This is a genomic window from Erwinia aphidicola, from assembly GCF_024169515.1.
GTDB lineage: Bacteria > Pseudomonadota > Gammaproteobacteria > Enterobacterales > Enterobacteriaceae > Erwinia > Erwinia aphidicola.
Map to the genome: position 1 here is coordinate 51,908 of NZ_JAMKCQ010000003.1, position 20,460 is coordinate 72,367.

A 20,460-nucleotide genomic window follows, 5' to 3' on the forward strand; every position below is an offset into this window, starting at 1 on the left:
CTCACTGCGGGTCGAACAATGTATGGACGTTATTCAGCTTAAAATTGAGCGTGGCGGGCAGCTCTTCCACCGCCAGCGACAGCGCCAGGTAGCGCTGCGCCATTAGCGGTGAAAAATGCTGTTTGATCTGCTCAAACAGCGCACTCATCACCGGCAGCAGTTGTTCAGCCGTGCGACCGTGACCAATTTTCAGCGTCATGTGCACAAAGGCGTAATCATGTTTGCCATCGGCCATTTGCCAGCAGTCCACCCAGTGCGCACGGCTGCGAATACCCGCCAGCGGGAACAGTCCGCTGGCGGCCAGATAGCGGTTTACCTGGATGAACAGCTGCGGCAATTCGGCCTGCTGGCGAATGTTGTCACTACACTCCACGATAAAATGTGGCATCTCACTCTCCCTGAATCAGGCCGTTAGCGGAAAAATGGCGTTAACCTGCCCGGTGCCGGAACTGGGAAACAGATCGGTGATAATTTCTGCCTTTTTCTGGTAGTGGTCCCAGCCCAGCAGCCCCATCAACATGACCGTGTCATGCATATTGCCCTCGCCGTAGCAGTAGTCAGCGTACTCCGGCAGCATGCGGCAGAACTCGGCAAATCGCCCTTCGCGCCACAGTTTCATCACCCGCTTATCCATCTGTTCATCAAACTCACGCGTCCAGGCGTTCATGCCCTCTTCCGCACGCCGATCGTCGATAAAACGGTGCGACAGCGAACCGCTGGCAAGCACTGCAACCGTGCCATCATATTTTTCCACCGCCCGCCGTACCGCCTCACCCAGACGGCGACTGTCGGCAAAGTCATGTACCGTGCAGAAAGCAGAGATCGACACCACCCTGAATTTGCGGTCGCTGTTCATATAACGCATCGGTACCAGCGTGCCGTACTCCAGCGTCAGGCTCTCAATGGCATGCGCCTGAGCGCGCACTCCCTGCTGCTTCGCTTCCTCAGCGATCATGTAGCCCAGCTCGGGATTGCCTTGATATTCGTAGGCCATATCCCGGATAAAGTGCGGGAGTTCGTGGCTGGTATAGACCCCTTCAAAGTGAGCGTTGCAATTGATGTGGTAGGCACTGTTAACCAGCCAGTGAGAATCAAACACCACCATCGTGTCGACCCCCAGCTCGCGGCAGCGGCGGCTGATTTCGTGATGGCCATTAATCGCCGCCTGACGGCAGCCGTGGTGTTTACCCGGCATCTCGGAGAGATACATTGACGGCACGTGGGTGATTTTGGCCGCCAGCGCAAGTTTTCCCATAATGAACTCCTTACACGCCCCATTTCGGGATCGGATGATCGCCAAATGAGATACAAACATTTTTCATTTCGGCGAACACTTCAAAGCTGTACTCACCCCCTTCCCTTCCGGTGCCTGAAGCCTTAATGCCGCCAAACGGCTGGCGCAGATCGCGCACGTTCTGGGTATTCACAAACACCATTCCGGCTTCAATGCCCCGTGCCAGCCGCATCACTTTGCTGATGTCCTGAGTCCAGATATAGGAAGCCAGGCCATATTCCACGTCATTCGCCAGACGCAGCCCTTCCGCCTCATCTTTGAATGGCAAAAGACAAGCGACCGGACCAAAAATCTCTTCCTGCGCCACGCGCATACGATTGTCTACGTCGGCCAGCACCGTTGGCCGCAGGAAATTTCCGCGTTTCAGGCCTGCGGGTCTATCCGGCCCACCTGCCAGCAGCTGCGCCCCCTCTTCAATTCCTAAGCGGATATAGCCGGAAACCTTTTCCCAGTGCTGCGGGCTGATCAGAGAACCAACCTGGGTTTGAGGGTCACCAGGATCGCCAACGCGCAGCCGGTTAGCGCGCTCAGCGAAACGCCGAACAAATTCGGGATAGATACTTTGCTGGATAAAAATGCGCGAACCGGCGGTACAGCGTTCGCCGTTAAGCGAGAAGATGGTGAACAGCGCCGCATCCATTGCACGCTCGATGTCAGCATCTTCGAAGATTAACACCGGCGATTTCCCTCCCAGCTCCATCGAATATTTCTTCAATCCGGCATTTTTCATTATGTTGCGCCCGGTGGCGGTGCCACCGGTGAATGAGACGGCGCGCACATCGTGATGGCGCACCAGCGCATCCCCGGCCGTAGCACCATAGCCCTGTACGACGTTTAGTACTCCGGCCGGAATACCGGCCTCCAGCGCCAGCTCGCCAAGCCGATCGGCACTGAGCGGTGACAGCTCGGACATTTTCAGGATGGCGGTATTGCCCAGCGCCAGGCAGGGTGCCACTTTCCAGGTAGCCGTCATAAACGGCACGTTCCACGGCGACACCAGCGCGCAGACTCCCACTGGCTGCACCAGGGTATAGTTCAGCATTTTGTCGTCCACCGGATAGCTGCGTCCGTTCATCTGCTGGCAGATTTCCGCAAAAAATTCAAAATTGTGTGAGGCCCGCGGGATCAGTACGTTGCGCGTCTGGTGGATCGGTAAACCGGTATCGGCAGTTTCCAGTTCAGCAATCTGCGGCACGTTGCGGTCAATCAGTTCTCCCAGACGGCGCATCAGCCGCGCCCGCTCTTTCATAGGCGTACCTGCCCATTTCGGAAAAGCGATTTTTGCTGCTGCAACGGCCTGTTCAATCTCCTGTTCGCCGCCGGAGGCAACCTCGGCCAGCACCTCACCGGTCGCCGGGTTGCAGGTGGTAAAGTAATCGTCGCTGGCGACATTTTTGCCGTTAATCCAGTGGTTAACTTTTTTCATGCAGGCTGTCCTCAAACTGTTTTTCACTGATAATCCGGTTGGTTAAACGCCCGACACCTTCGATTTCTACCACCACTTCATCGCCGGGTTTCACGTCTGACAGACCTTTGGGCGTACCCGTGGCGATCATGTCGCCCGCCTGTAACGTCATAAACTCGCTGAGCCAGCAGATCAGAAACGGGATATCAAACACCATATTGCGGGTATTACCGCTCTGGCGCAGCTCGCCGTTAACGGAGGTTTTCAGCCGTAAATCATGGGGATTGTGCAGGGAAGACGAGGGGGTAATTACTGCCCGCAGCGGGGTCAGCGCATCGCGGCTTTTTACCCGCAGGTTCGGGCGATAGTAGTTTTCCAGAAAGTCGCGTATCGCATAGTCGTTACACAGCGTATAGCCAGCGACATACTCCATTGCACTTTCACGGCTGACCTGCCGGGCCGTTTTGCCAATCACCACCACCAGTTCAGCTTCATAATGCATGTAGCCAACGTTATCTGGCCGCACCGACACGCTGTGGTCGCCGGTCAGCGTATTCGCTGCCTTGATAAAAACCAGCGGCTCCTGCGGCGCGTTAAAATCCAGTTCACTGGCATGGTCGGCATAATTCAGCCCGAGAGCGAAAAGGGTGGGCGAGGCTTCGGGCTGCAGGATGGGTTCTGCATCCTCGACATACGCGTTACTCAGCGTGGGTAAACCCGCCGCTTTCACCGTTACCACATCGCCTGGCTGAATAGCCACCCGCTGTTGTGGCGTACCCAGCAGGATGACATCACCCGGTTGCAGGGTGGCGAACTCACTGAGCGCAGCGATCAACTCTTCAGCACTACGCAGCAGGTCGGCGGTATTCCAGCAATCCTTCACCTCGCCGTTAATTTCCGTCAGGATTTCCAATGCACCGATATTGCGCACCTGCGCTATCTCACCAATCGGGCAAAAACCATCCCGGCATTTGGCGCGGATCGCCGGGCGGTAAAAACTCTCCTCCGCCAGGCTGAGCTCGTTGGCGAGCGCGTAGCCTGCAATGTAGTCTGGCGCCTGCTCTGCACTGACTTTGCGCGCGGTTTTACCGACGATCGCCGCCACGGTAGCCCCGCTGTATACCGTTTCCTGAGCGAGCCCGATCGCATCGCCATTCACCCGCCATGTGTTACGCGGCTTAATAAACCAGACAGGGGTTTGAGGTGGGGTTTGATAAGGCGGCAGACGAAAGCATTCTTCCCAGTCTGTGGTCTGCGACTGATGATTCAGCGCCACCGCAAAAACAGTTCTTTTCATCTTCACTCCCTCAAACAGAACAGTTCATTAACATGTTAATGAAATCATAGTTACGCGCTAATTTTACGGGAATCAACCCTGTTTATTTGAGTTGTGACATGACTAACAAAAAACCATTTTATGTATAAATAACTTATTTATCATTATTTTGATTAGTACATCGAGTTAAATGAAAAGTACCCAATTGCCGTAATATCCCTCTGCATGTAAACAGTGTTAGTATTAATGAAATACCCAAAAAGCTTGTGAAAAATATGCATGAATCATTGACTATTGCCCTGCTTCAGGCACGGGAAAAGGCGATGGGATACTTCCGCCCGATACTTCATCGTTATGGCCTTACCGAGCCACAATGGCGGGTTGTGCGTATCCTTGCAGAGGTCCATATGCTGGATTTTCATCAGCTGGCGCAGCAGGCCTGCATCCTGCGACCCAGTCTGACCGGTATCCTCACCCGCCTTGAACGCGACGGAATGGTATCGCGCCTGAAGCCAGTGAACGACCAGCGCAAACTGGTGGCAGCATTAACCCCGGCAGGCCTGAGCCTGTATCATCAGGCGCGCCGCGAGATCGACGCCGGATATAGCCAGATTGAGCAACAGTTCAACAGCGAGAAACTGGCGCAGTTACAGCGTCTGCTGGAGGAGTTTAATCAGTTATCCCCGCCATCAGCTGAGGCAGTAACGGAAACAGGCTAAGCAGCGGACCCGGCGTTTCACCTGCGGGCTTTCCGCTCGGGCAAGAGAGGTAGCGTTCAAATCAGGAAGATCGAACGAGATTTTGAAGGGTAAAAAAAACGCCGCTGACTGAGCAGCGGCGTTTTTGAATTGCACAACTTAATGATAGCTAATCGTGGTGCCATACAGGCTGTTCGCGCCAGAGGCCGAAGCGGTACGCAAGGCTCTGGTTACGGGTGCGGCCTGCTTTCCCGACAGCTGCACATCCAGCGACACCAGCGTGGTACTGCCGGTCACATAGCTGCTGGTTGTCAGCGGCTGAACGGTAATGACTCTACCCTCAGAAAGTGCTGCCAGGCTGGCACCCGATATCGTGCTCAGGATGACGGCAACAAGGGCTAATTTACGGCCTTTCATAATCCCCCCTTGATGCTCATTCAACGTTTTCATTGTTACTGGTAGATCACCGCAGTACCGTTCAATTTGTTATCACCTGATGCTGAGGTGATACGGAATGATTTGGCACCGGCCTGATCCGCTTTAGCGGAAAGCTGAGCTTCTAGTGAAGAAAGATTGGTTGCGCCGCTGGCAGAAATCACGCCAACCTGCTGCTGTTGAACCGGCTCGTTGTTGACCAGGTCAGCAGCGAAACCAGCGAAAGATACGGAAGTCAGAGCGATAGCGGCCAGAGCCATTTTGATGTTTTTCATGATGATTTCTCTTAAGTAATTTAGGTTGTCTGATGTTGCCGTCGTCAATTAGTTAACGATCGATAGGTAAATACTAAGCGCCTTGTTGACCTGCGTCAAAGACAATTTATTAATGATCGATAATTTAATAGTTAACACATTGAATTTATTTATTTTAAAGTTAGGATTTCCTCTTAGGAACATCCCTATAAACCAGACAACAATCTCGCTCGACAAGCGCGATCATTATTTTTATACTGATTGATAATTTATTCGATAATGCGGTATTGCGTAAGTGAGGAATGATGACTACTGAGCAGGACGCAGGGACACGTAAAAGCCGGGGACGGCCAAAGACTTTCAATCGCGAAGCCGCGCTGGACAAAGCGCTTGAGCTGTTCTGGCGTCACGGTTATGAAGGCACTTCTCTCGCGGATTTAGTCGAGGCAACGGGAGCCAAAGCGCCCACGCTGTATGCAGAATTTACCAACAAAGAGGGTATGTTCCGCGCGGCTGTGGACCGTTATACAGAGAAATTCGCCCGACAGAATGAAGCAGCGCTCGCCTGCCCGGAAAGCTGCGTCGCCAGCGGCATTGAGAACTACTTCCGCTCAACCGCTTCCTGCTTTACCGATGGCAAGAAACCGGGCGGCTGCTTCTTTATCTGCACCTCCAGCGGGCTGTCGGCAGACTCCAGCGAAGTGGCCGAGATGCTGCGCCACCGTCATAATAATCAGGAAAGTAATCTGCTGGAGTTTCTGCAGCTACGCCAAAAGGCAGGTGAACTGGATGAGCGCACCAACATTCGTGCGCTGGCGGCTTTTCTTGGCTGTCTGCTGCAGGGCATGTCGGTACGCGCCCGCGAAGGCGCGACCAGGGCGGAGCTGGACGAGCTGATTGATACGCTGATGAAGCAGTGGCCGGCGCTGAGCAAGCTGGGCTGCTGCTGAGAGCGGAAGGTGAATACCTTCCGTTTTTTTTTATCAGATGCGCCGTGAAACCCCGCCCTTCTGGAGTGCTCCCACCCCGCTAACCGATATCATCGTTACTCCGGTTAAAGTTGCGCTACCGGAGAGTGTATCGTTGCAGCAAAGAGGTGACGAATGCTTAAAAAAGATAAGGTTAGAAGATATACGGGGAAGTGACGGGCGGTTACTTTTCTGACGCGAATTCAACAATCAGCGTGCCGCAATCAAGCATTCCGAACTGCTCCTTGTCTGGATAGCGATTATCGTAGAACGGGACGAACCAGGAGTCCTCTCCCTTATGCAAATCCCAATCAACAAAGCCAATACCGGCTTCATTAGCCGCCCGTTGCGCTGACGGCCAGTCACTCCAATTATTCTCTTTATGCAGCACAGCCTGAAGCACGCGCATTTTCGCCTGCTCGGGTGTATAGGCAACGCATTCAGCAAGGTTTTCATCACTGTATGCATAGGCCCCTGTGCGTATATAAATAAATAAAAGAACAACCGACACCATCATCGTCAGAATGATAAGTATTACTATGAGTAAACGGTAATAAAACTTAACCATAAGCCACCTTGATATTTTTAAAATCACTCATTGGAATAAAGTTTTACATATGAATACAACTGACAAACAATTTTATTAAAAATAAAAATATTATTCATCATAAAGATCCAGACGCCCCCACAATTCGCCCTAAAGTTATACGATTTTCTCTATAAGGTAAATGAAAAATATTACACAGGATATTACCCTGTAATAATGGAGGTACATAATGAGTGAAGGAACAATGGTAGTTACCGCTCCTGTGGTTTCTGCGGGCGGTACTGGAGGCTATGGCGGTTTTAACCCTGGCGGTACGACCTCCGTTCCACCGGGACAAGCTCAGGCTATGGCTATTATGCAGATTTCCAACGGTGGGGCTTTTGATCCATTGCGCGGTAAGGAACTGGCTAAAAAGGGAGATTTGAAAGGGCTTCTGGCCTGGTGTCGGGAAATGATATTTTTTGACCAAGGCTATCCAGGTCCAAACTCTGCAATGGCCTATATGGGGCAGACTGCAGACTGGAAAAATTTTCAGATCAGTGACATGAATGACAGGTTAAGCGGTGGACCATACAGCGTGGTATCCGCTTTAGCCAATTTTCTATGGGGGAATGGTCGAACGATGGATACCGAAATTGGAAGCCTGGGCCTCAATTTAACACCGGATAGAATAAAGGATTTCGACAATGAAATAATGGCAATGAGTGCTCCTGGAGTGTACAACTTTAATTATAAATTCTCTTATGACACTGGTCTCGACAACATTTCAGCAGGTCTTTATCTTGGTTACATAAATTTGAGAATGGAAGGAAAATTTACTCGCAAGGAATCTGGTGAGTGGTTATTTGTTGGTAATATTCGGAGTTTTCAAGATACTTACGATTTTAATCCCAGCACCCATCGGTCACGCATTGGTGAAGCATTGACTACCATTGGCAACTTTTTGGGAAAAACGTTCAATGGGAAGGATTACAAAATCAATATAAATGGCCAACTTACGAATATAAAATTATCTGGTCACTGACCAATACTAAAAAGGGCTCCATAAAAGAAGCCCTATGATCCGAATAATAATAATCTTTAAATCAGTTATTAACCGGGATCACCGCGCCTTTGTACTTGGTGCGGATCCAGTCCTGAATCGCTTTAGAGTGCAGCACGTTAACCAGCGCCACGATATCCGGCTTCTTCTCGTCTCCGCGATGCACGGTAATGATATTGGCGTAAGGATTGTTCTCACCACTCTCCACCGCAATCGGGCCTTTCACCGGATCGAGTCCGGCATCAATTGCGTAGTTCGCGTTAATCACCACCGCATCGCCTTCGTCGTTGTTGTACATCTGCGGCAGCAGCGCGCCTTCAACGTTGGCGAGGAACTTCAGGTGTTTCGGGTTCTCAACGATATCGCTGATGCGCGCATCAACCTTACTGACGCCCGGCTTGAGTTTGATCACGCCCGCTTTCTCGAAGATGGAAAGAATTCGCCCCTCTTCCGCCACCGCATCACGCATGATCACTTTGCCATTTTCAGGCAGATCCTTCAGCGATTTGTATTTCTTCGAGTAAATACCAATCGGCTCGATATGGATTGCCCCGGCGCTGACAAAATCATAGCTCTTATCATCAGCATGGTCTTTCAGCACGCTGTTCAGATAGGGAATGTGCTGGAAGTAGTTGGCGTCGATATCACGACTCGCCAGCGCGGTGTTTGGCAGGATGTAATCCTGGAACGGTTTGATTTCCAGATCGATGCCCTGCTTCGCCAGAATCGGCTTGGCCTGCTCCAGAATTTCAGCGTGCGGCACGTTAGAGGCGCCAACGATCAGCGTATCCGCCCATGCACTCAAACTCAGCGCACCCAGAGTTGCTGCAGCCAGCAGCGTCAGTGTTTTTTTCATTTTGTTTTCCTAAAAAGTTATCGTTTATCGAGCCGTGTTGTAATGACATCACCTAAGAACTGGATGATAAAAACGATCACCAGAATCATGAGCGTCGCCACAAGCGTGACATCACTGTGGTTGCGCTGAAAACCTTCCAGATACGCGAGATTGCCAAGGCCACCCGCGCCGATCACGCCCGCCATCGCGCTGTAGCTCACCAGCGCAATCAGCGTCACCGTAATTCCTGACACCAGCGCCGGGGAGGACTCCGCCAGCAGAACGCGGAAAATCAGAGTGCTGAGGCGCGCGCCCATCGAACGGGAAGCCTCGATCACGCCCTTGTCTACCTCACGCAACCCAATCTCGACCAGGCGGGCGTAAAATGGGGCAGCACCGACAATCAGCGCCGGAAGTGCCGCATCGGCACCCAGAATGGTGCCAATCAGCGTTTTGGTGAACGGGATTAGCAGCACAATCAGGATGATGAACGGGATAGAGCGGAAGACATTAACCAGCAGGGAGATCGTCGAGTAAACCGCACGGTTCTGGAACAGCCCGCCGCGCGCGGTAAGGAACAGCGCCAGCCCGAGCAAAATCCCCAGCACAAAAGTTGCCACGCCGGACAGCGCGGTCATATACAGCGTTTCAACGGTGGCGGACCACAGTGCGTCCAGCTTCAGATGAGGAAACAGGGTCTCAAACATTTTTTACCACCTCGGTCGTGATTGCGTGGGCGTGCAGGTCCGCCAGGATATTTTCCAGCTGGGTGCTGCTGGCCGGGACCTGCAACCACAGTTCGCCAAAGGTTCCGTTGGTGGTTTGCGTCATTTTTCCATGCAGAATATTGAAAGGTAGTGCGTATTTCAGCGTCAGTTCACCGACGATCGGCTGCTGCGTGCTCAGCCCGACAAAGGTCAGCTTCAGCACTTCACCTTCGGTGGGATTGACCAGCGCCAGGTTAAAGGGTGTGTTCGCACTGCTGTATTCAGTGGTCTGCTTAACGAACTGGCGGGTGATTGGCTGCTGCGGGCGGGTAAATACCGACAGCACCTCGCCCTCTTCCACGATGCGCCCGGCTTCCATCACCGCCACGCGATGGCAGATTTTGCGGACGACATGCATTTCGTGAGTGATCAGCACGATGGTGAGCCTCAGCTGACGGTTGATATCCAGCAGCAGCTCAAGAATGGCGTCGGTGGTCTGTGGATCGAGAGCCGACGTTGCCTCGTCACACAGCAAAACATCCGGGCTGTTAGCCAGCGCGCGAGCAATTCCGACGCGCTGTTTCTGCCCGCCGCTCAGCTGGGACGGATACGCGTGTTCTTTGCCGCTCAGCCCGACCAGGGCTATCAGTTCCTGCACCCGTCGCTGGATCGCTGCTTTCGGCGCACCGGCAATCTGCAGTGAGAAAGCGATGTTTTCACTGACGGTACGCGACCACAGCAGATTGAAATGCTGGAAGATCATGCTGATTTTTAAGCGTGCCTGACGCAGCGTTTCACCACTGGCCTCGGCAATATCCTGCCCGGCGACGGTCACGCTACCGGAGGTTGGCTTCTCAAGACCATTCAGCAGGCGGATCAGGGTGCTTTTCCCTGCCCCGCTGTAACCGATAATGCCGTAAATCTGCCCCTGCTCAACCTGCAGGCTGACATCATCAACGGCGGTTACCGGGCCGGACCGGGCGTTAAATATTTTAGTAACGTTGCGCAAAACTATCATCTGATGCCTGTTTTCTGCCGTTTTATCAGCAAAATATGCTGATTAATTAAACTGATTATTTTTAATGCATTATTGGTAGCACTAATTGCCAAGTGATATTAATCAGGCCAGGATTTATTGGAAACGACCGAAAAAACATGGCTTATAACCAAAAGAAATATCTGAGGAACAATCTAAAGCTTGTCGGGAGGGGTTTCAGGCCAGCAGCGTCTACAGTTAAACCTCTATATCAACGTTAACTAAGCCCTGAACCCATGCGTATTTCATTGCAACATTATTTGCACGCCCGCCTGCGGCTGATCGTATCCATCACCGCCGGTCTGCTATGTTTCTTCCTTCTTCCTGCTCAGCTGGGTTTGCTTCAGCGGCTGCTGATCGGCTGGAACGTGCTGGCGTGGCTGTATCTGTTTTTCTTGTGGTTACGCATGCTGCGTACGCCGAATAAAGATATTCCGCATATCGCGAAAATTGAGGATGAGAGCGCCACGCTGGTGTTGAGCATGGTGACGCTCACCTGCCTGGTCAGTATTGTGGCGATTCTGCTGGAGCTGACCACGCTAAAAGCACTGCATGGCACCCCGCGCGTGCTGCACCTGCTGCTGACCGCCGCCACGCTGGTCGTGTCATGGGCGCTGCTGCCCACCTCTTTTGCCATGCATTACGCCCATCATCACTACTTACATCGAACGGCCAAGGTCACGCCGATGATTTTTCCTGAAAAGCCCGCCGAGCCGGGATACTGGGATTTTATCTACTTCTCCTTCACCATCGCCGTGGCGGCACAAACCGCCGACGTGGCAACTGGCACCACCGATATGCGACAGATCGCGCTGCTGCAGTCGGTGATTTCATTTGTGTTTAATCTGGCAATTCTGGGGCTGTCGGTGAACGTCGGGGCGGGGTTGCTGAGTTAGGGGTAATAAAATCATCTGCCTCAACGGGGAGGCAGACTTTAACAAGTTACAACACGCTGGCGAGAAATTCGCGCAGGCGCGGATGTTGCGGATTGTCCAGTAATGTGCGCGCATCGCCGCTTTCCACTACTGTTCCGTTATCCATAAACACGATGTTATCCGCCACTTCGCGGGCGAACCCAATTTCGTGGGTGACCACCACCATGGTGATACCGGAATGTGCCAGCTGCTTCATCACCTGCAGTACTTCACCCACCAGTTCAGGGTCCAGCGCCGAGGTCGGCTCATCGAACAGCATCACTTCCGGCTCCATTGCCAGCGCCCGGGCAATCGCCACGCGTTGCTGCTGGCCGCCGGACAGTTCGCGCGGCCACGCCTGCGCCCGGTGCGCCAGCCCGACCTGCTCCAGTAATTTCAGCGCGCGGGCTTCCACCACGGCACGCTTCTCACCACGAATGCGCAGCGGCGCATCGCTGATATTCTGCAGCACGGTACGGTGCGGAAACAGATTGAACTGCTGGAACACCATGCCGATGCGCTGACGCTGCGCGGCAACGCGTTTCTCCGGCAGCTCCACTAAATGCTGCCCCTTGCGGCGGTAGCCAATCATCGATTGCCCCACGAGGATGGTGCCGGCATCAAGTTTTTCCAGGTGGTTAATACAGCGCAGCAGCGTTGATTTCCCGGAGCCGGAAGGCCCGAGGATTACCGTCACCGAACCGGCGGCAATATCCATACTGATATCGCGCAGTACCGTTTTGCCGGAAAATTGTTTATGAATGCCGCGCAGGCTGATCGATTCACTCATGATTCCTGCTCCTGTTGCTGCGGCAGGCGGCGAAACCAGCTGCGTTTCGCCGGGCTGTTACCGCGGCTGAACCACGCTTCAACATAATGCTGGCCAATGGACAGTACTGAGGTCATCAGCAAATACCAGGCGGTGGCAACCAGCAGCAGCGGGATCACCTCGTAGGTACGCTGATAGATAATCTGTGCCGAATAGAGCACGTCCTGCAGCGCAATCACCGAAACCACAGCGGTGGTTTTCAGCTGACCGATCACTTCATTACCTGCCGGGGGCAGAATGGTGCGCATCGCCTGCGGCAGCACGGTCTGGCGGAAAATCTGGCCGGGACGATAGCCTAACGCTTTCGCCGCCTCCAGCTGGCCCGGATTAACGCTCTGTATCCCGGCACGGATAATCTCCGCCGCATAGGCCGACTGGTGCATCACCAGCGCAATCACCGCCGCGCTGAACGGGCTGATAATCTCGTTGGTGGTGGCATGCCAGACCTCGCCGATAAACGGCAGCGACAGGGTTAACTTCGGATAGAGCGCAGCGATGTTGTACCAGAGGAACAGCTGGACCAGCATCGGCACCGCACGGAAGAACCAGGTATAGGCCCAGCTCACCCCGACCAGCACTGGATTGGCCGACAGGCGCATCAGCGCCAGCAGCGTTCCCCCGGCAAAGCCGAACAGCACGGAGATCGCCGTCAGCTTGATGGTCATTATCACGCCGTTGAGGATCGAGGCTTCCGTCAGATTCTGCGCCACCACGTCCCACTCGAAGCGCGGATTGCTGACCACCGATGACCCCATCAGCACCACCAACAGCAGCACGATCAGCGCGCTAAACCAGCGCCCGTAATGGCGGTGACCGACAATGCGCAGCCCGGCGCCTGAGTCGTCAGGCCGCACACTCATTTGGCAATCTCTTCATTCAGGCCCGCTGTTTTCACCGCGCCGAAGCCAATTTCCCATTTATCGAGGATCTGCTGATAGGTACCATCTTTGATAAGTGAGTTCAATGCGGCCTGAATCGGCTTCTCCAGCGGCGACTGTTTTGGCAGAGCGATAGAGACGATGGTGTCCTCAATGGTGATTTCACCCGCTAATGCCAGCGGCTTAACGTGGCTGGCCTGGTAGCGCAGGCCTTCATACGGACCAAAAAACATCGGCACGCGACCGCTGATTACTGCCTGCACGCCCGCCGGACGATCCGGGAATACCGGGATAGTTATCGCTGGTTTTTTATCGGCAATACAGGCTTCGCTGGCGGTTTGCAGGCGGGTGATCTGCGACGTACCTGCTCCCGCGCCCACGGTCTTGCCACACAGCTCGGCGAAGGTGTTGACTGGCCCCAGCTCCGCATCTTTACGGGCGACCAGCGCCAGTTTAGATGCGTTGTAGTAGCCAACAAAATCAACCTGCTGCAGACGCTTCTTATTGGCATCGATATTAGACGCGGCCAGATCGTAACGACCAGATTTCAGACCAGGGATAATGTTGTCAAAGCCCCCGGTATCACGCCAGTGCACGGCCACACCGAGGCGGTCAGCAACCGCGCTGACAATATCAATCTCGCGCCCGGCCAGGGTTTTATTATCCGCCTGGTAAAAAGTAGTAGGCGGCGTGTTGGGGTTGGTTCCCGCCACAATATAGCCCCTCTTCAGAATATCTTCCGGCAGCGTAGCGTGCAGCGCCGCATCGGCCTTCGGCTTCACGCTGCTGGCAAAGGCAACATCCTGATCGGCGGCCAGGACGGCGGTGATTGGAGTCAGCGCCATTACGGCGGCAGTCAGTGCAATGTGTTTCATCAGTTACCCCTCAGTTGCCAGTGCAGGCACGGCAGCAAAATTTTCATCGATGGACGGCAGCCCCAGGTTTTCACGCAGAGTGCTGTAATGATATTCGCTGCGGAACAGGCCACGGCGCTGCAGCTCAGGCACCACCAGTTCGACAAACAGCTCCAGCTGATTTGGCAGCACCGCTGGCATGATGTTGAAACCGTCCGCCCCGTCCTGTTCCAGCCACTGCTGGAAGTCATCGGCGATATCTTCGGCGGTGCCCACAATCACCCGGTGACCGCGGGAACCGGCCGCCACGGCTGCCAGCTGGCGCAGGGTGAGGTTTTCACGCGCGGCGAGGTCGGTCAGCAGCTTGACGCGGCTCTGCCCGCCTTCCGTACCGCCAATCTCCGGCACCGGCCCATCCAGCGGATAAGCGGTCATATCCACGCCAAAGCGCGCGGACAGCTGTTCAATACCGTTATCGATATCCACCAGTTCATTCAGCTGGTTCCAGGTTTCCTGCGCCTCCGCACGCGTGCGCCCGACAATCGGCATCACGCCCGGCAGGATCAGCAAATGATCCGGCTGGCGACCAGCATCGCGCACAAACTGTTTCTGGCTGCGGTAGAACGCCTGCCCCTCTTCCAGTGAGGCCGCTGCGGTAAACACCACTTCAGCAGTTTCCGCCGCCAGTTTCTGACCGGCCGGGGAAGATCCGGCTTCAATAATCACCGGACGCCCCTGCGGGGAACGGGCGATGTTCAGCGGTCCCTGCACCTGGAAATATTTACCTTTGTGGTTGGCAGCGTGAATCTTCCCTTCGTCAGAGTAACGACCGCTCTCTTTTTCGCGCACGATTGCGCCCTCTTCCCAACCGTTCCACAGTTTAAAGGTCACATCGAGGAACTCGCGCGCCACATCGTAGCGTTCGGCGTGGGAAGGCAGATCTTCACGGCTGAAATTGCGCGCGGCATCAGCAGAGAATGAGGTCACCACGTTCCACGCACCGCGGCCACGGCTGATATGGTCGACCGATGACAGCGCGCGCGCCAGGTGGAACGGCTGATCGAAAGTGGTAGAGGCCGTCGCCGCCAGACCAATATATTTAGTCTGCACCGCCAACGCGGAAAGCAGCGTCAGAGGCTCCAGGCGTGACATAGTGGAAGGGAGGCGGTGAACGCTCGTTGCCAGCGCATCGCCAACGAAGAACATATCAAACAGGCCTTCTTCGCCTTTTTTGGCGATCCAGGTAAACCATTCGACATCGGTCGGAGAGCCTTTCGCCCCCTCAGCACGCCAGCCGCCCACGTGGTGGCCCAGCGCCTGAACAAACAGGCCGAGACGCAGCTGGCGCGGTGAGGTTTTCTGCACAGACATGGGAGATCCTTTCGTTATTGGCTAATCAGGAAAATAAGACGCTGCAGCGCGGCGCTATCCGCCAGGCATGCATCGTTGAAAATGGTTTGTGCCTGAGCGGCAGGCAGAGCTGCCAGACTGTTGCGCAGCTTGGCCTCGACGTCAGTGAGCGCTGCGGCGGTTTCACGGCGCGTAACACAGTGGCTGAGCGAGCTGCCGTTGCGCAGATAAAGCGTGACGCGATGGAAACGACGATCGGGATCGAGCTCATCCGCAGGCGCACTCGGGTCGGGATGGCGGCTGACGCGCGCGGCGAGTTCAGCAATCACGTCGTCAACCGGCGCTTCACTGTAATTTTCCAGCGCAACGCTGCCGTTCAGCAGCGCATCGGCAATCACGTATTCGAGGCTGAAACGCGCTTCAACGCCGTTACGCGGCGCGGTGATATTCGGTGCGGTATCGGCGCCTGGTGGAAAGCTGACTTCAATCCGTTCAACGTCAGACAATTTCGCGTTCGTCAGCAACTGCTCACGCAGGATGAATGCGGCTTCGGCCGCGCTGTGGGTGCCACCACAGGTCGGGTAGCGTTTAAACTCCAGGCCCGGTGAAACAATGCGCCACGGGGATCCCCACTCATGTAGCAAGTCAGCCGGCTGTCCGGCACCAAAGCCCAGCGCCTGCAGGAAGCTCTCCAAAACACCGCTGCTCTGCCCGGCGAAACCCGCCTGAGCCAGCTGTACGCTGTTGACCGCGCTGCGGGCGGCCAGCCCGGCATGCAGAGGTTTAGCCGCTGAACCAAACTGGCTGCGTAAACCGGAGGCCTGAGTCGCCGCCAGCCCGATGGCCACCTGCGTTTCGGCGTTACTGAGCTGCAATAACCGGCAGGCTGCGCCAGTGGCAGCAAGGGTTCCAAGCGTGGCAGTGCTGTGGAATCCGGCCGAATAGTGGCGCGTGCCGATGGCTTTCCCTAACCGGCCTGCCAGTTCTACCCCGACAACATAAGCATCGAGGAAATCCTCCACGCTTTGCGCTTTACGCGTAGTACTCAGCGCCAGCAGTGAGGAGAGCACCACAGTAGTGGGGTGGCCGCGGAAATTAGCGTGATAATCATCGAAATCCAGAGAATGACTGAGATAGCCGAGCTGCAGCGCCAGGTTTTCCAGCGAATGTTCAGCCGGGAATACGCGAAATATTGCGTCCAGGCCGCTTTCCAGTACGCTTCCGTGCAGTACAGGAAACAGACAGGCGAAGTAATCCATGACGCCAGCACGGGCATTATGCCGCTCAGTCGCGCCAGGATTGATGCTGGATAGCGTTTCTGCCAGCCGTGCAGTGAGAGAAATGTTCAAAAGACACCTTTTTTGATAAGGTATTGACATAAATCAATACGTTATAAATTACGGTTATTTTCTTTTGTTCGCAGTTGAGGGGCCAATATCCAACGGTTATAGGCCATTCCGAAATAAACTAAGCAGAATGATAATTCGCACTATCTTTTCTCAGGAAAACGGTATCTGCCACATTGAGACGCTGCTGCGCGCCTGCGCTGCGCTGGAGCTAAAGTTGGATATCAGCCCGCTGGAAAACACTCGCAAGCAGGATGAGGGAACCTGGTAATGACCGATCAGCGGCTTTACTGCTTTATGAACGATCTTCCGCTTGGCGAACTGACGCGAAACAATGGCAGGCTGTCGTTCCAGTACGATCCCCGCTGGCTCCAGTCGCCTCGAGGACAGGCCCTGTCCGCCAGCCTGCCGCCGCAAAGCCTGACCAACGCACTGACTCTAACCCCGCCAGAGTTTGATCGTCAGGTTGGGGAAGTTATCCAGCGCGGCACGCACGAAGCGCTGGCAAAATATCAGCGGCTGGCGGGTAAAGGCTAAAAACGCATTGACCTGCCGTTGCAAAAAGCTAAGGTTAATCCCATATCAATAGCCAATATGCAGGAAAACCCCTGAAGGAGTTAAACATGGCGACAGAATACGCAACTATTGGCGGAGGCTGCTTCTGGTGCACTGAAGCAGTCTTCAAACAGATTGACGGCGTGGAATCGGTCGAGAGCGGCTACATCGGCGGCCACACCGAAAACCCAACCTACAAGCAGGTTTGCAATGGGGACACCGGCCACGCTGAAGCTATCCGTATTGGCTTCAACCCTGACAAAGTCAGCTATGGCGACCTGCTGGATATCAGCTTTGCCACTCACGATCCCACCCAGCTGAACCGCCAGGGTAATGATATCGGGACGCAGTACCGCTCAGCGCTGTTCCCGGCAGATGCTGCACAGCTTGCTGAAGCGAAAGCGGCGATTGCGCGCGCGCAGACTGAACACGCCGATCCGGTTGTGACCACCATCGAAACCGATGCGAAATGGTGGCCGGCAGAAGATTACCACCAGGATTACTGGGCGGGTGAAGGTCAGGAAAACCGTTACTGCCTGGCAGTGATCCCACCGAAGCTGCAGAAGCTACGCAAAAAGTTTGCGGCGAAAACCATCAGCGGCTAATCATCGCTCTGCGCCAGCCGATGTGTGCTGGCGCGCTTTGCCGCCCTAAGTGCCACCACTACGGCAAGCAACGATCCCGCGGCCAGTCCTATCATAACCCGCTGAAAACCGCCTTCGGCACCGCCTGCCTGATAGATTTGTGCAGCAATGGCCAACCCAAGTGCGCCGCCGAGATTATGCAGCGTCCAGGAAATCCCAATCCCCTGCGCATGCATTGACGCAGGCAAAGCGCCAAGCGCCGCATTAACCGAAGGCCCGAGGATCGCACCCCATCCGGCCCCCATCAGTATAAATGCAGCGAAAACAGTAGTTATAGGAATATTGCCAAAGCTCTGTAGCATCGCTGACAGTGACAGCGCGATGAATCCTGCCGCCATCACAGGCCAGGGAGTGAAGCGGTCGGCAGCGTGGCCTGCAATCGGTGAAACCACCGCCATCACCAGCGTCACCGGCAGCAGCATCAGGCCGATCCGGGCATCACTGGGTTGAAAGACTGCAACCAGCTTGAGTGGGATCAGCATGAATGCGCTGCAATAAAATATCGCCAGCAGCACCGATAACATGCAGGCAGCCGCAAAGTCCTTATTGCGCAGCATACGCAAATCAATTAGCGGCTGGATCGTGCGCTTTTCTAAGGTGAGGAAAACCCGCAGAAACAGCAGCGGTATCAGCCCGGCATTCATCATTAACCAGCCTGAAATATCGAGTCGAACCTGCACATTCCTTGAGGACGTCGGGATGGCGCCCATGCAGTATATAAAACTGACCAGCATTAGCGGCACATTGATCAAAAAAACCGATCGCCAGCCTAACCAGCTGACCAGAATACCTCCGGCTATCGGCCCCAGAGCCAATCCTAAACCATTAGCAGCAAACAGCATGCCCAGCGCCCTGCCCCGCCCTGCAGACGGCATAACACTGACCAGTATGCTCGCGCTGACGGTATACAGCACTGCACACCCTGTTCCCTGTAACAAACGGCAGAAGTTCATCACTGTCAGATTGACCGCCAGCCCCGCTCCCAACGAGGCGACGCCAAACAGCAACATACCGCCGAACAGTACATGCTTAGCGCCAAAGCGCTCAGCCAGACGGGCTGACATTACCATGCAGCAGCACAGCGCCATCACAAATAGCGTCATCGACCACTGCATGGCAACCACGTCGCGACTGAAGTAGCGCTGCAGCGCTGGCAACGCGGTATTCACGATGGTGAAATCCAGGCAGCCAAGGAAGCTGGCCAGGCATATCCCGCTTTGCAGCCTGATTAACTGAGTGCGGGAAAGAGTGAAAGAAGTTGTCATGCAGCATTCCTGAAGGGAAAACATTAGCCTGCCACGATATTTATTCTTCAGTTACGCTCATTTTTCACCATACTGAAGAATCCAAATCGCCAATCTAAGAGTTGTTTTTCATGATTAATGCTGACCGGCTTAACAGCATCCGCGCTTTTGTACAGGCCGCTCAGGCGGGAGGGTTCAGCCAGGCAGCTTACCAACTGGGTCTATCCCGTTCGACGGTTGGGAAAGCCGTTGCCCGTCTGGAAGCTCGTCTGCAGGTAAAATTGTTTCAGCGCACCACCCGCTCTCTTTCGCTCACCCGTGAAGGTGAAGTGTTTTATCAGGACTGTCTGCAGATACTCGCCAGCCTCGATGCCGCAGAAAACCGTCTGATGGCACATGTCAGCGCCCCCTCAGGTCAGCTACGAATTGCAGCCCCTCCCCTGCTGGGTGAAAAATGGGTATTGCCGGTTATACTGCCGTTGACGCGACGCTGGCAGGGGCTTGGTCTGGACCTGAGGCTGTCCACACAGCGAGTAGACCTGGCCGCCGATGGTATCGATCTGGCCATCCGTATCGGCGCTCCGGGGCACCATGTCGATCTCACCGCTCATCTGCTAGGGCATCAGGCGCTACTGCTTTGTGCCTCCCCTGCTTTGCTATCTGAAGGCGATGTTCTTCATCGTCCTGATGATCTCACCGACTTTCCTCACCTCACGCTGCTGGAGCAGGGCCGCTCTCAACCTTGGTTGATTAAAAATGCGCAGGAAGAAATGATTTACTGGCAGCCGAATGGACGACTGCGCTTTAGCACGATGAGTGCCGTCTACGCGTCAACGCTGGAGGGTTATGGTATTGCGCAACTGCCACGCTGGCTGGTGAACCAGGACATTGAACGTGGAAGGCTGGTTGAAGTTTTACCGGGGACACGCTGCAGCAGTTTGCCCATTTATGCCGTGTGGCTGAGAACGTCTGTCATGCCTCGGCGGATACGTTGTGCTATCGATGCGCTCAAAGCGGCGTTTACTACCACTCCTTTATAAAGCCGATTCCCAGTCTGCGAGAATGGAAAACATAATATCATCGTTAAACGGCCGACTGGAGCAATGATACCGTTGGTTATCCCAGCAACCGCAGATAATCATGACTCCTATATCTATTTCCCGACCGATAGCTGTTGTCATTGGCGGTACAGGCGAAATCGGTCTGGCTATGGTTGAAAGACTTGCGGCCAGTCATCAGGTCTAGTCATTTGGCAGGACGGCTAATACTCAGGCAGGATTACAGGATTGCAGGATTGCAGGATTGCAGGATTGCAGGATTGCAGGATTGCAGGATTGCAGGATTGCAGG

General features: G+C 54.6%; 24 protein-coding genes. 8 read left to right on the forward strand and 16 right to left on the reverse strand.

Features of this window, described 5'->3' with window-relative positions:
* Position 1 precedes the first annotated feature (1 nt).
* The 4 genes from J2Y91_RS22765 to J2Y91_RS22780 are packed head-to-tail and all read right to left on the reverse strand — an operon-like array spanning position 2 to position 3,996.
* A complete protein-coding gene (locus J2Y91_RS22765) occupies positions 2 to 388 on the reverse strand; it encodes a tautomerase family protein (RefSeq protein ID WP_133625248.1) in 387 nt (128 codons plus the stop codon).
* Between the two features lie 15 nt (positions 389 to 403).
* The gene (gene hpaD / locus J2Y91_RS22770) at positions 404 to 1,255 is read right to left on the reverse strand and encodes a 3,4-dihydroxyphenylacetate 2,3-dioxygenase (protein WP_133625247.1); all 852 of its coding nucleotides are present in this window, start codon (positions 1,253 to 1,255) and stop codon (positions 404 to 406) included.
* A gap of 10 nt (positions 1,256 to 1,265) precedes the next feature.
* Complete coding sequence (gene hpaE, locus J2Y91_RS22775) at positions 1,266 to 2,720, reverse strand: 5-carboxymethyl-2-hydroxymuconate semialdehyde dehydrogenase (protein ID WP_133625246.1); 1,455 nt, start codon at positions 2,718 to 2,720, stop codon at positions 1,266 to 1,268.
* Positions 2,707 to 3,996 (reverse strand): fumarylacetoacetate hydrolase family protein, encoded by a 1,290-nt coding sequence (locus J2Y91_RS22780; RefSeq protein WP_133625245.1) that lies wholly within the window; start codon positions 3,994 to 3,996, stop codon positions 2,707 to 2,709. The genes hpaE and J2Y91_RS22780 overlap by 14 nt, the downstream gene beginning before the upstream one ends.
* A gap of 254 nt (positions 3,997 to 4,250) precedes the next feature.
* Here J2Y91_RS22780 and hpaR point away from each other — a divergent pair, with 254 nt between their 5' ends.
* Positions 4,251 to 4,694, forward strand: a complete 444-nt coding sequence (gene hpaR / locus J2Y91_RS22785) for a homoprotocatechuate degradation operon regulator HpaR (RefSeq protein WP_253539763.1) — start codon at positions 4,251 to 4,253, stop codon at positions 4,692 to 4,694.
* A gap of 138 nt (positions 4,695 to 4,832) precedes the next feature.
* On the opposite strand, the gene J2Y91_RS22790 is transcribed toward hpaR, so the two are convergent.
* Positions 4,833 to 5,090 carry a hypothetical protein gene (locus J2Y91_RS22790; protein ID WP_133625243.1) on the reverse strand — a complete coding sequence of 86 codons (258 nt, stop codon included), beginning with the start codon at positions 5,088 to 5,090 and terminating at the stop codon, positions 4,833 to 4,835.
* Between the two features lie 35 nt (positions 5,091 to 5,125).
* Entirely contained in the window at positions 5,126 to 5,383 is a 258-nt protein-coding gene (gene bhsA / locus J2Y91_RS22795) for a multiple stress resistance protein BhsA (protein WP_133625242.1), read from the reverse strand.
* 284 nt (positions 5,384 to 5,667) lie between these two features.
* Here bhsA and J2Y91_RS22800 point away from each other — a divergent pair, with 284 nt between their 5' ends.
* Entirely contained in the window at positions 5,668 to 6,312 is a 645-nt protein-coding gene (locus J2Y91_RS22800; RefSeq protein WP_133625299.1) for a TetR/AcrR family transcriptional regulator, read from the forward strand.
* 202 nt (positions 6,313 to 6,514) lie between these two features.
* Here the strand turns inward: J2Y91_RS22800 and J2Y91_RS22805 are convergent, their stop codons facing one another.
* Entirely contained in the window at positions 6,515 to 6,898 is a 384-nt protein-coding gene (locus tag J2Y91_RS22805; RefSeq protein WP_133625241.1) for a hypothetical protein, read from the reverse strand.
* Positions 6,899 to 7,106: 208 nt separating this feature from the next.
* On the opposite strand from J2Y91_RS22805, the gene J2Y91_RS22810 reads away from it, so the two are divergent.
* Positions 7,107 to 7,901 carry a lipid II-degrading bacteriocin gene (locus J2Y91_RS22810; RefSeq protein WP_133625240.1) on the forward strand — a complete coding sequence of 265 codons (795 nt, stop codon included), beginning with the start codon at positions 7,107 to 7,109 and terminating at the stop codon, positions 7,899 to 7,901.
* A 61-nt stretch (positions 7,902 to 7,962) separates the two neighbouring features.
* On the opposite strand, the gene J2Y91_RS22815 is transcribed toward J2Y91_RS22810, so the two are convergent.
* The 3 genes from J2Y91_RS22815 to J2Y91_RS22825 are packed head-to-tail and all read right to left on the reverse strand — an operon-like array spanning position 7,963 to position 10,479.
* Entirely contained in the window at positions 7,963 to 8,775 is an 813-nt protein-coding gene (locus tag J2Y91_RS22815) for a MetQ/NlpA family ABC transporter substrate-binding protein (RefSeq protein ID WP_133625239.1), read from the reverse strand.
* 17 nt (positions 8,776 to 8,792) lie between these two features.
* A complete protein-coding gene (locus tag J2Y91_RS22820; RefSeq protein ID WP_133625238.1) occupies positions 8,793 to 9,461 on the reverse strand; it encodes a methionine ABC transporter permease in 669 nt (222 codons plus the stop codon).
* Positions 9,454 to 10,479, reverse strand: a complete 1,026-nt coding sequence (locus J2Y91_RS22825; RefSeq protein ID WP_133625237.1) for a methionine ABC transporter ATP-binding protein — start codon at positions 10,477 to 10,479, stop codon at positions 9,454 to 9,456. The genes J2Y91_RS22820 and J2Y91_RS22825 overlap by 8 nt, the downstream gene beginning before the upstream one ends.
* A gap of 254 nt (positions 10,480 to 10,733) precedes the next feature.
* On the opposite strand from J2Y91_RS22825, the gene J2Y91_RS22830 reads away from it, so the two are divergent.
* The gene (locus J2Y91_RS22830) at positions 10,734 to 11,393 is read left to right on the forward strand and encodes a DUF1345 domain-containing protein (RefSeq protein ID WP_133625236.1); all 660 of its coding nucleotides are present in this window, start codon (positions 10,734 to 10,736) and stop codon (positions 11,391 to 11,393) included.
* A gap of 46 nt (positions 11,394 to 11,439) precedes the next feature.
* On the opposite strand, the gene J2Y91_RS22835 is transcribed toward J2Y91_RS22830, so the two are convergent.
* The 5 genes from J2Y91_RS22835 to J2Y91_RS22855 are packed head-to-tail and all read right to left on the reverse strand — an operon-like array spanning position 11,440 to position 16,671.
* Positions 11,440 to 12,201, reverse strand: coding sequence for an amino acid ABC transporter ATP-binding protein (locus tag J2Y91_RS22835; RefSeq protein WP_133625235.1), 762 nt, complete (start codon positions 12,199 to 12,201; stop codon positions 11,440 to 11,442).
* Complete coding sequence (locus tag J2Y91_RS22840; RefSeq protein ID WP_048914864.1) at positions 12,198 to 13,100, reverse strand: amino acid ABC transporter permease; 903 nt, start codon at positions 13,098 to 13,100, stop codon at positions 12,198 to 12,200. Before J2Y91_RS22840 ends, J2Y91_RS22835 begins: the two co-directional genes overlap by 4 nt.
* The gene (locus J2Y91_RS22845) at positions 13,097 to 13,993 is read right to left on the reverse strand and encodes an ABC transporter substrate-binding protein (protein ID WP_133625234.1); all 897 of its coding nucleotides are present in this window, start codon (positions 13,991 to 13,993) and stop codon (positions 13,097 to 13,099) included. Before J2Y91_RS22845 ends, J2Y91_RS22840 begins: the two co-directional genes overlap by 4 nt.
* Positions 13,994 to 13,996: 3 nt before the next feature.
* On the reverse strand, positions 13,997 to 15,343 hold the full coding sequence (locus J2Y91_RS22850) for an LLM class flavin-dependent oxidoreductase (protein ID WP_133625233.1): 1,347 nt from the start codon (positions 15,341 to 15,343) through the stop codon (positions 13,997 to 13,999).
* Between the two features lie 14 nt (positions 15,344 to 15,357).
* Complete coding sequence (locus J2Y91_RS22855; RefSeq protein WP_253539766.1) at positions 15,358 to 16,671, reverse strand: MmgE/PrpD family protein; 1,314 nt, start codon at positions 16,669 to 16,671, stop codon at positions 15,358 to 15,360.
* A 127-nt stretch (positions 16,672 to 16,798) separates the two neighbouring features.
* On the opposite strand from J2Y91_RS22855, the gene J2Y91_RS22860 reads away from it, so the two are divergent.
* From J2Y91_RS22860 to msrA, 3 genes are all read left to right on the forward strand, one after another.
* The gene (locus tag J2Y91_RS22860) at positions 16,799 to 16,939 is read left to right on the forward strand and encodes a hypothetical protein (RefSeq protein ID WP_166643232.1); all 141 of its coding nucleotides are present in this window, start codon (positions 16,799 to 16,801) and stop codon (positions 16,937 to 16,939) included.
* Entirely contained in the window at positions 16,939 to 17,205 is a 267-nt protein-coding gene (locus tag J2Y91_RS22865) for a HipA N-terminal domain-containing protein (protein WP_133625298.1), read from the forward strand. Before J2Y91_RS22860 ends, J2Y91_RS22865 begins: the two co-directional genes overlap by 1 nt.
* 86 nt (positions 17,206 to 17,291) lie before the next feature.
* Positions 17,292 to 17,828 (forward strand): peptide-methionine (S)-S-oxide reductase MsrA, encoded by a 537-nt coding sequence (msrA, locus tag J2Y91_RS22870; protein ID WP_048914869.1) that lies wholly within the window; start codon positions 17,292 to 17,294, stop codon positions 17,826 to 17,828.
* Here the strand turns inward: msrA and J2Y91_RS22875 are convergent.
* Positions 17,825 to 19,132 (reverse strand): MFS transporter, encoded by a 1,308-nt coding sequence (locus J2Y91_RS22875; RefSeq protein ID WP_133625297.1) that lies wholly within the window; start codon positions 19,130 to 19,132, stop codon positions 17,825 to 17,827. The two genes, msrA and J2Y91_RS22875, sit on opposite strands and share 4 nt — an antisense overlap.
* Before the next feature lie 110 nt (positions 19,133 to 19,242).
* On the opposite strand from J2Y91_RS22875, the gene J2Y91_RS22880 reads away from it, so the two are divergent.
* On the forward strand, positions 19,243 to 20,151 hold the full coding sequence (locus J2Y91_RS22880) for a LysR family transcriptional regulator (protein ID WP_133625296.1): 909 nt from the start codon (positions 19,243 to 19,245) through the stop codon (positions 20,149 to 20,151).
* Positions 20,152 to 20,460: the final 309 nt, after the last annotated feature.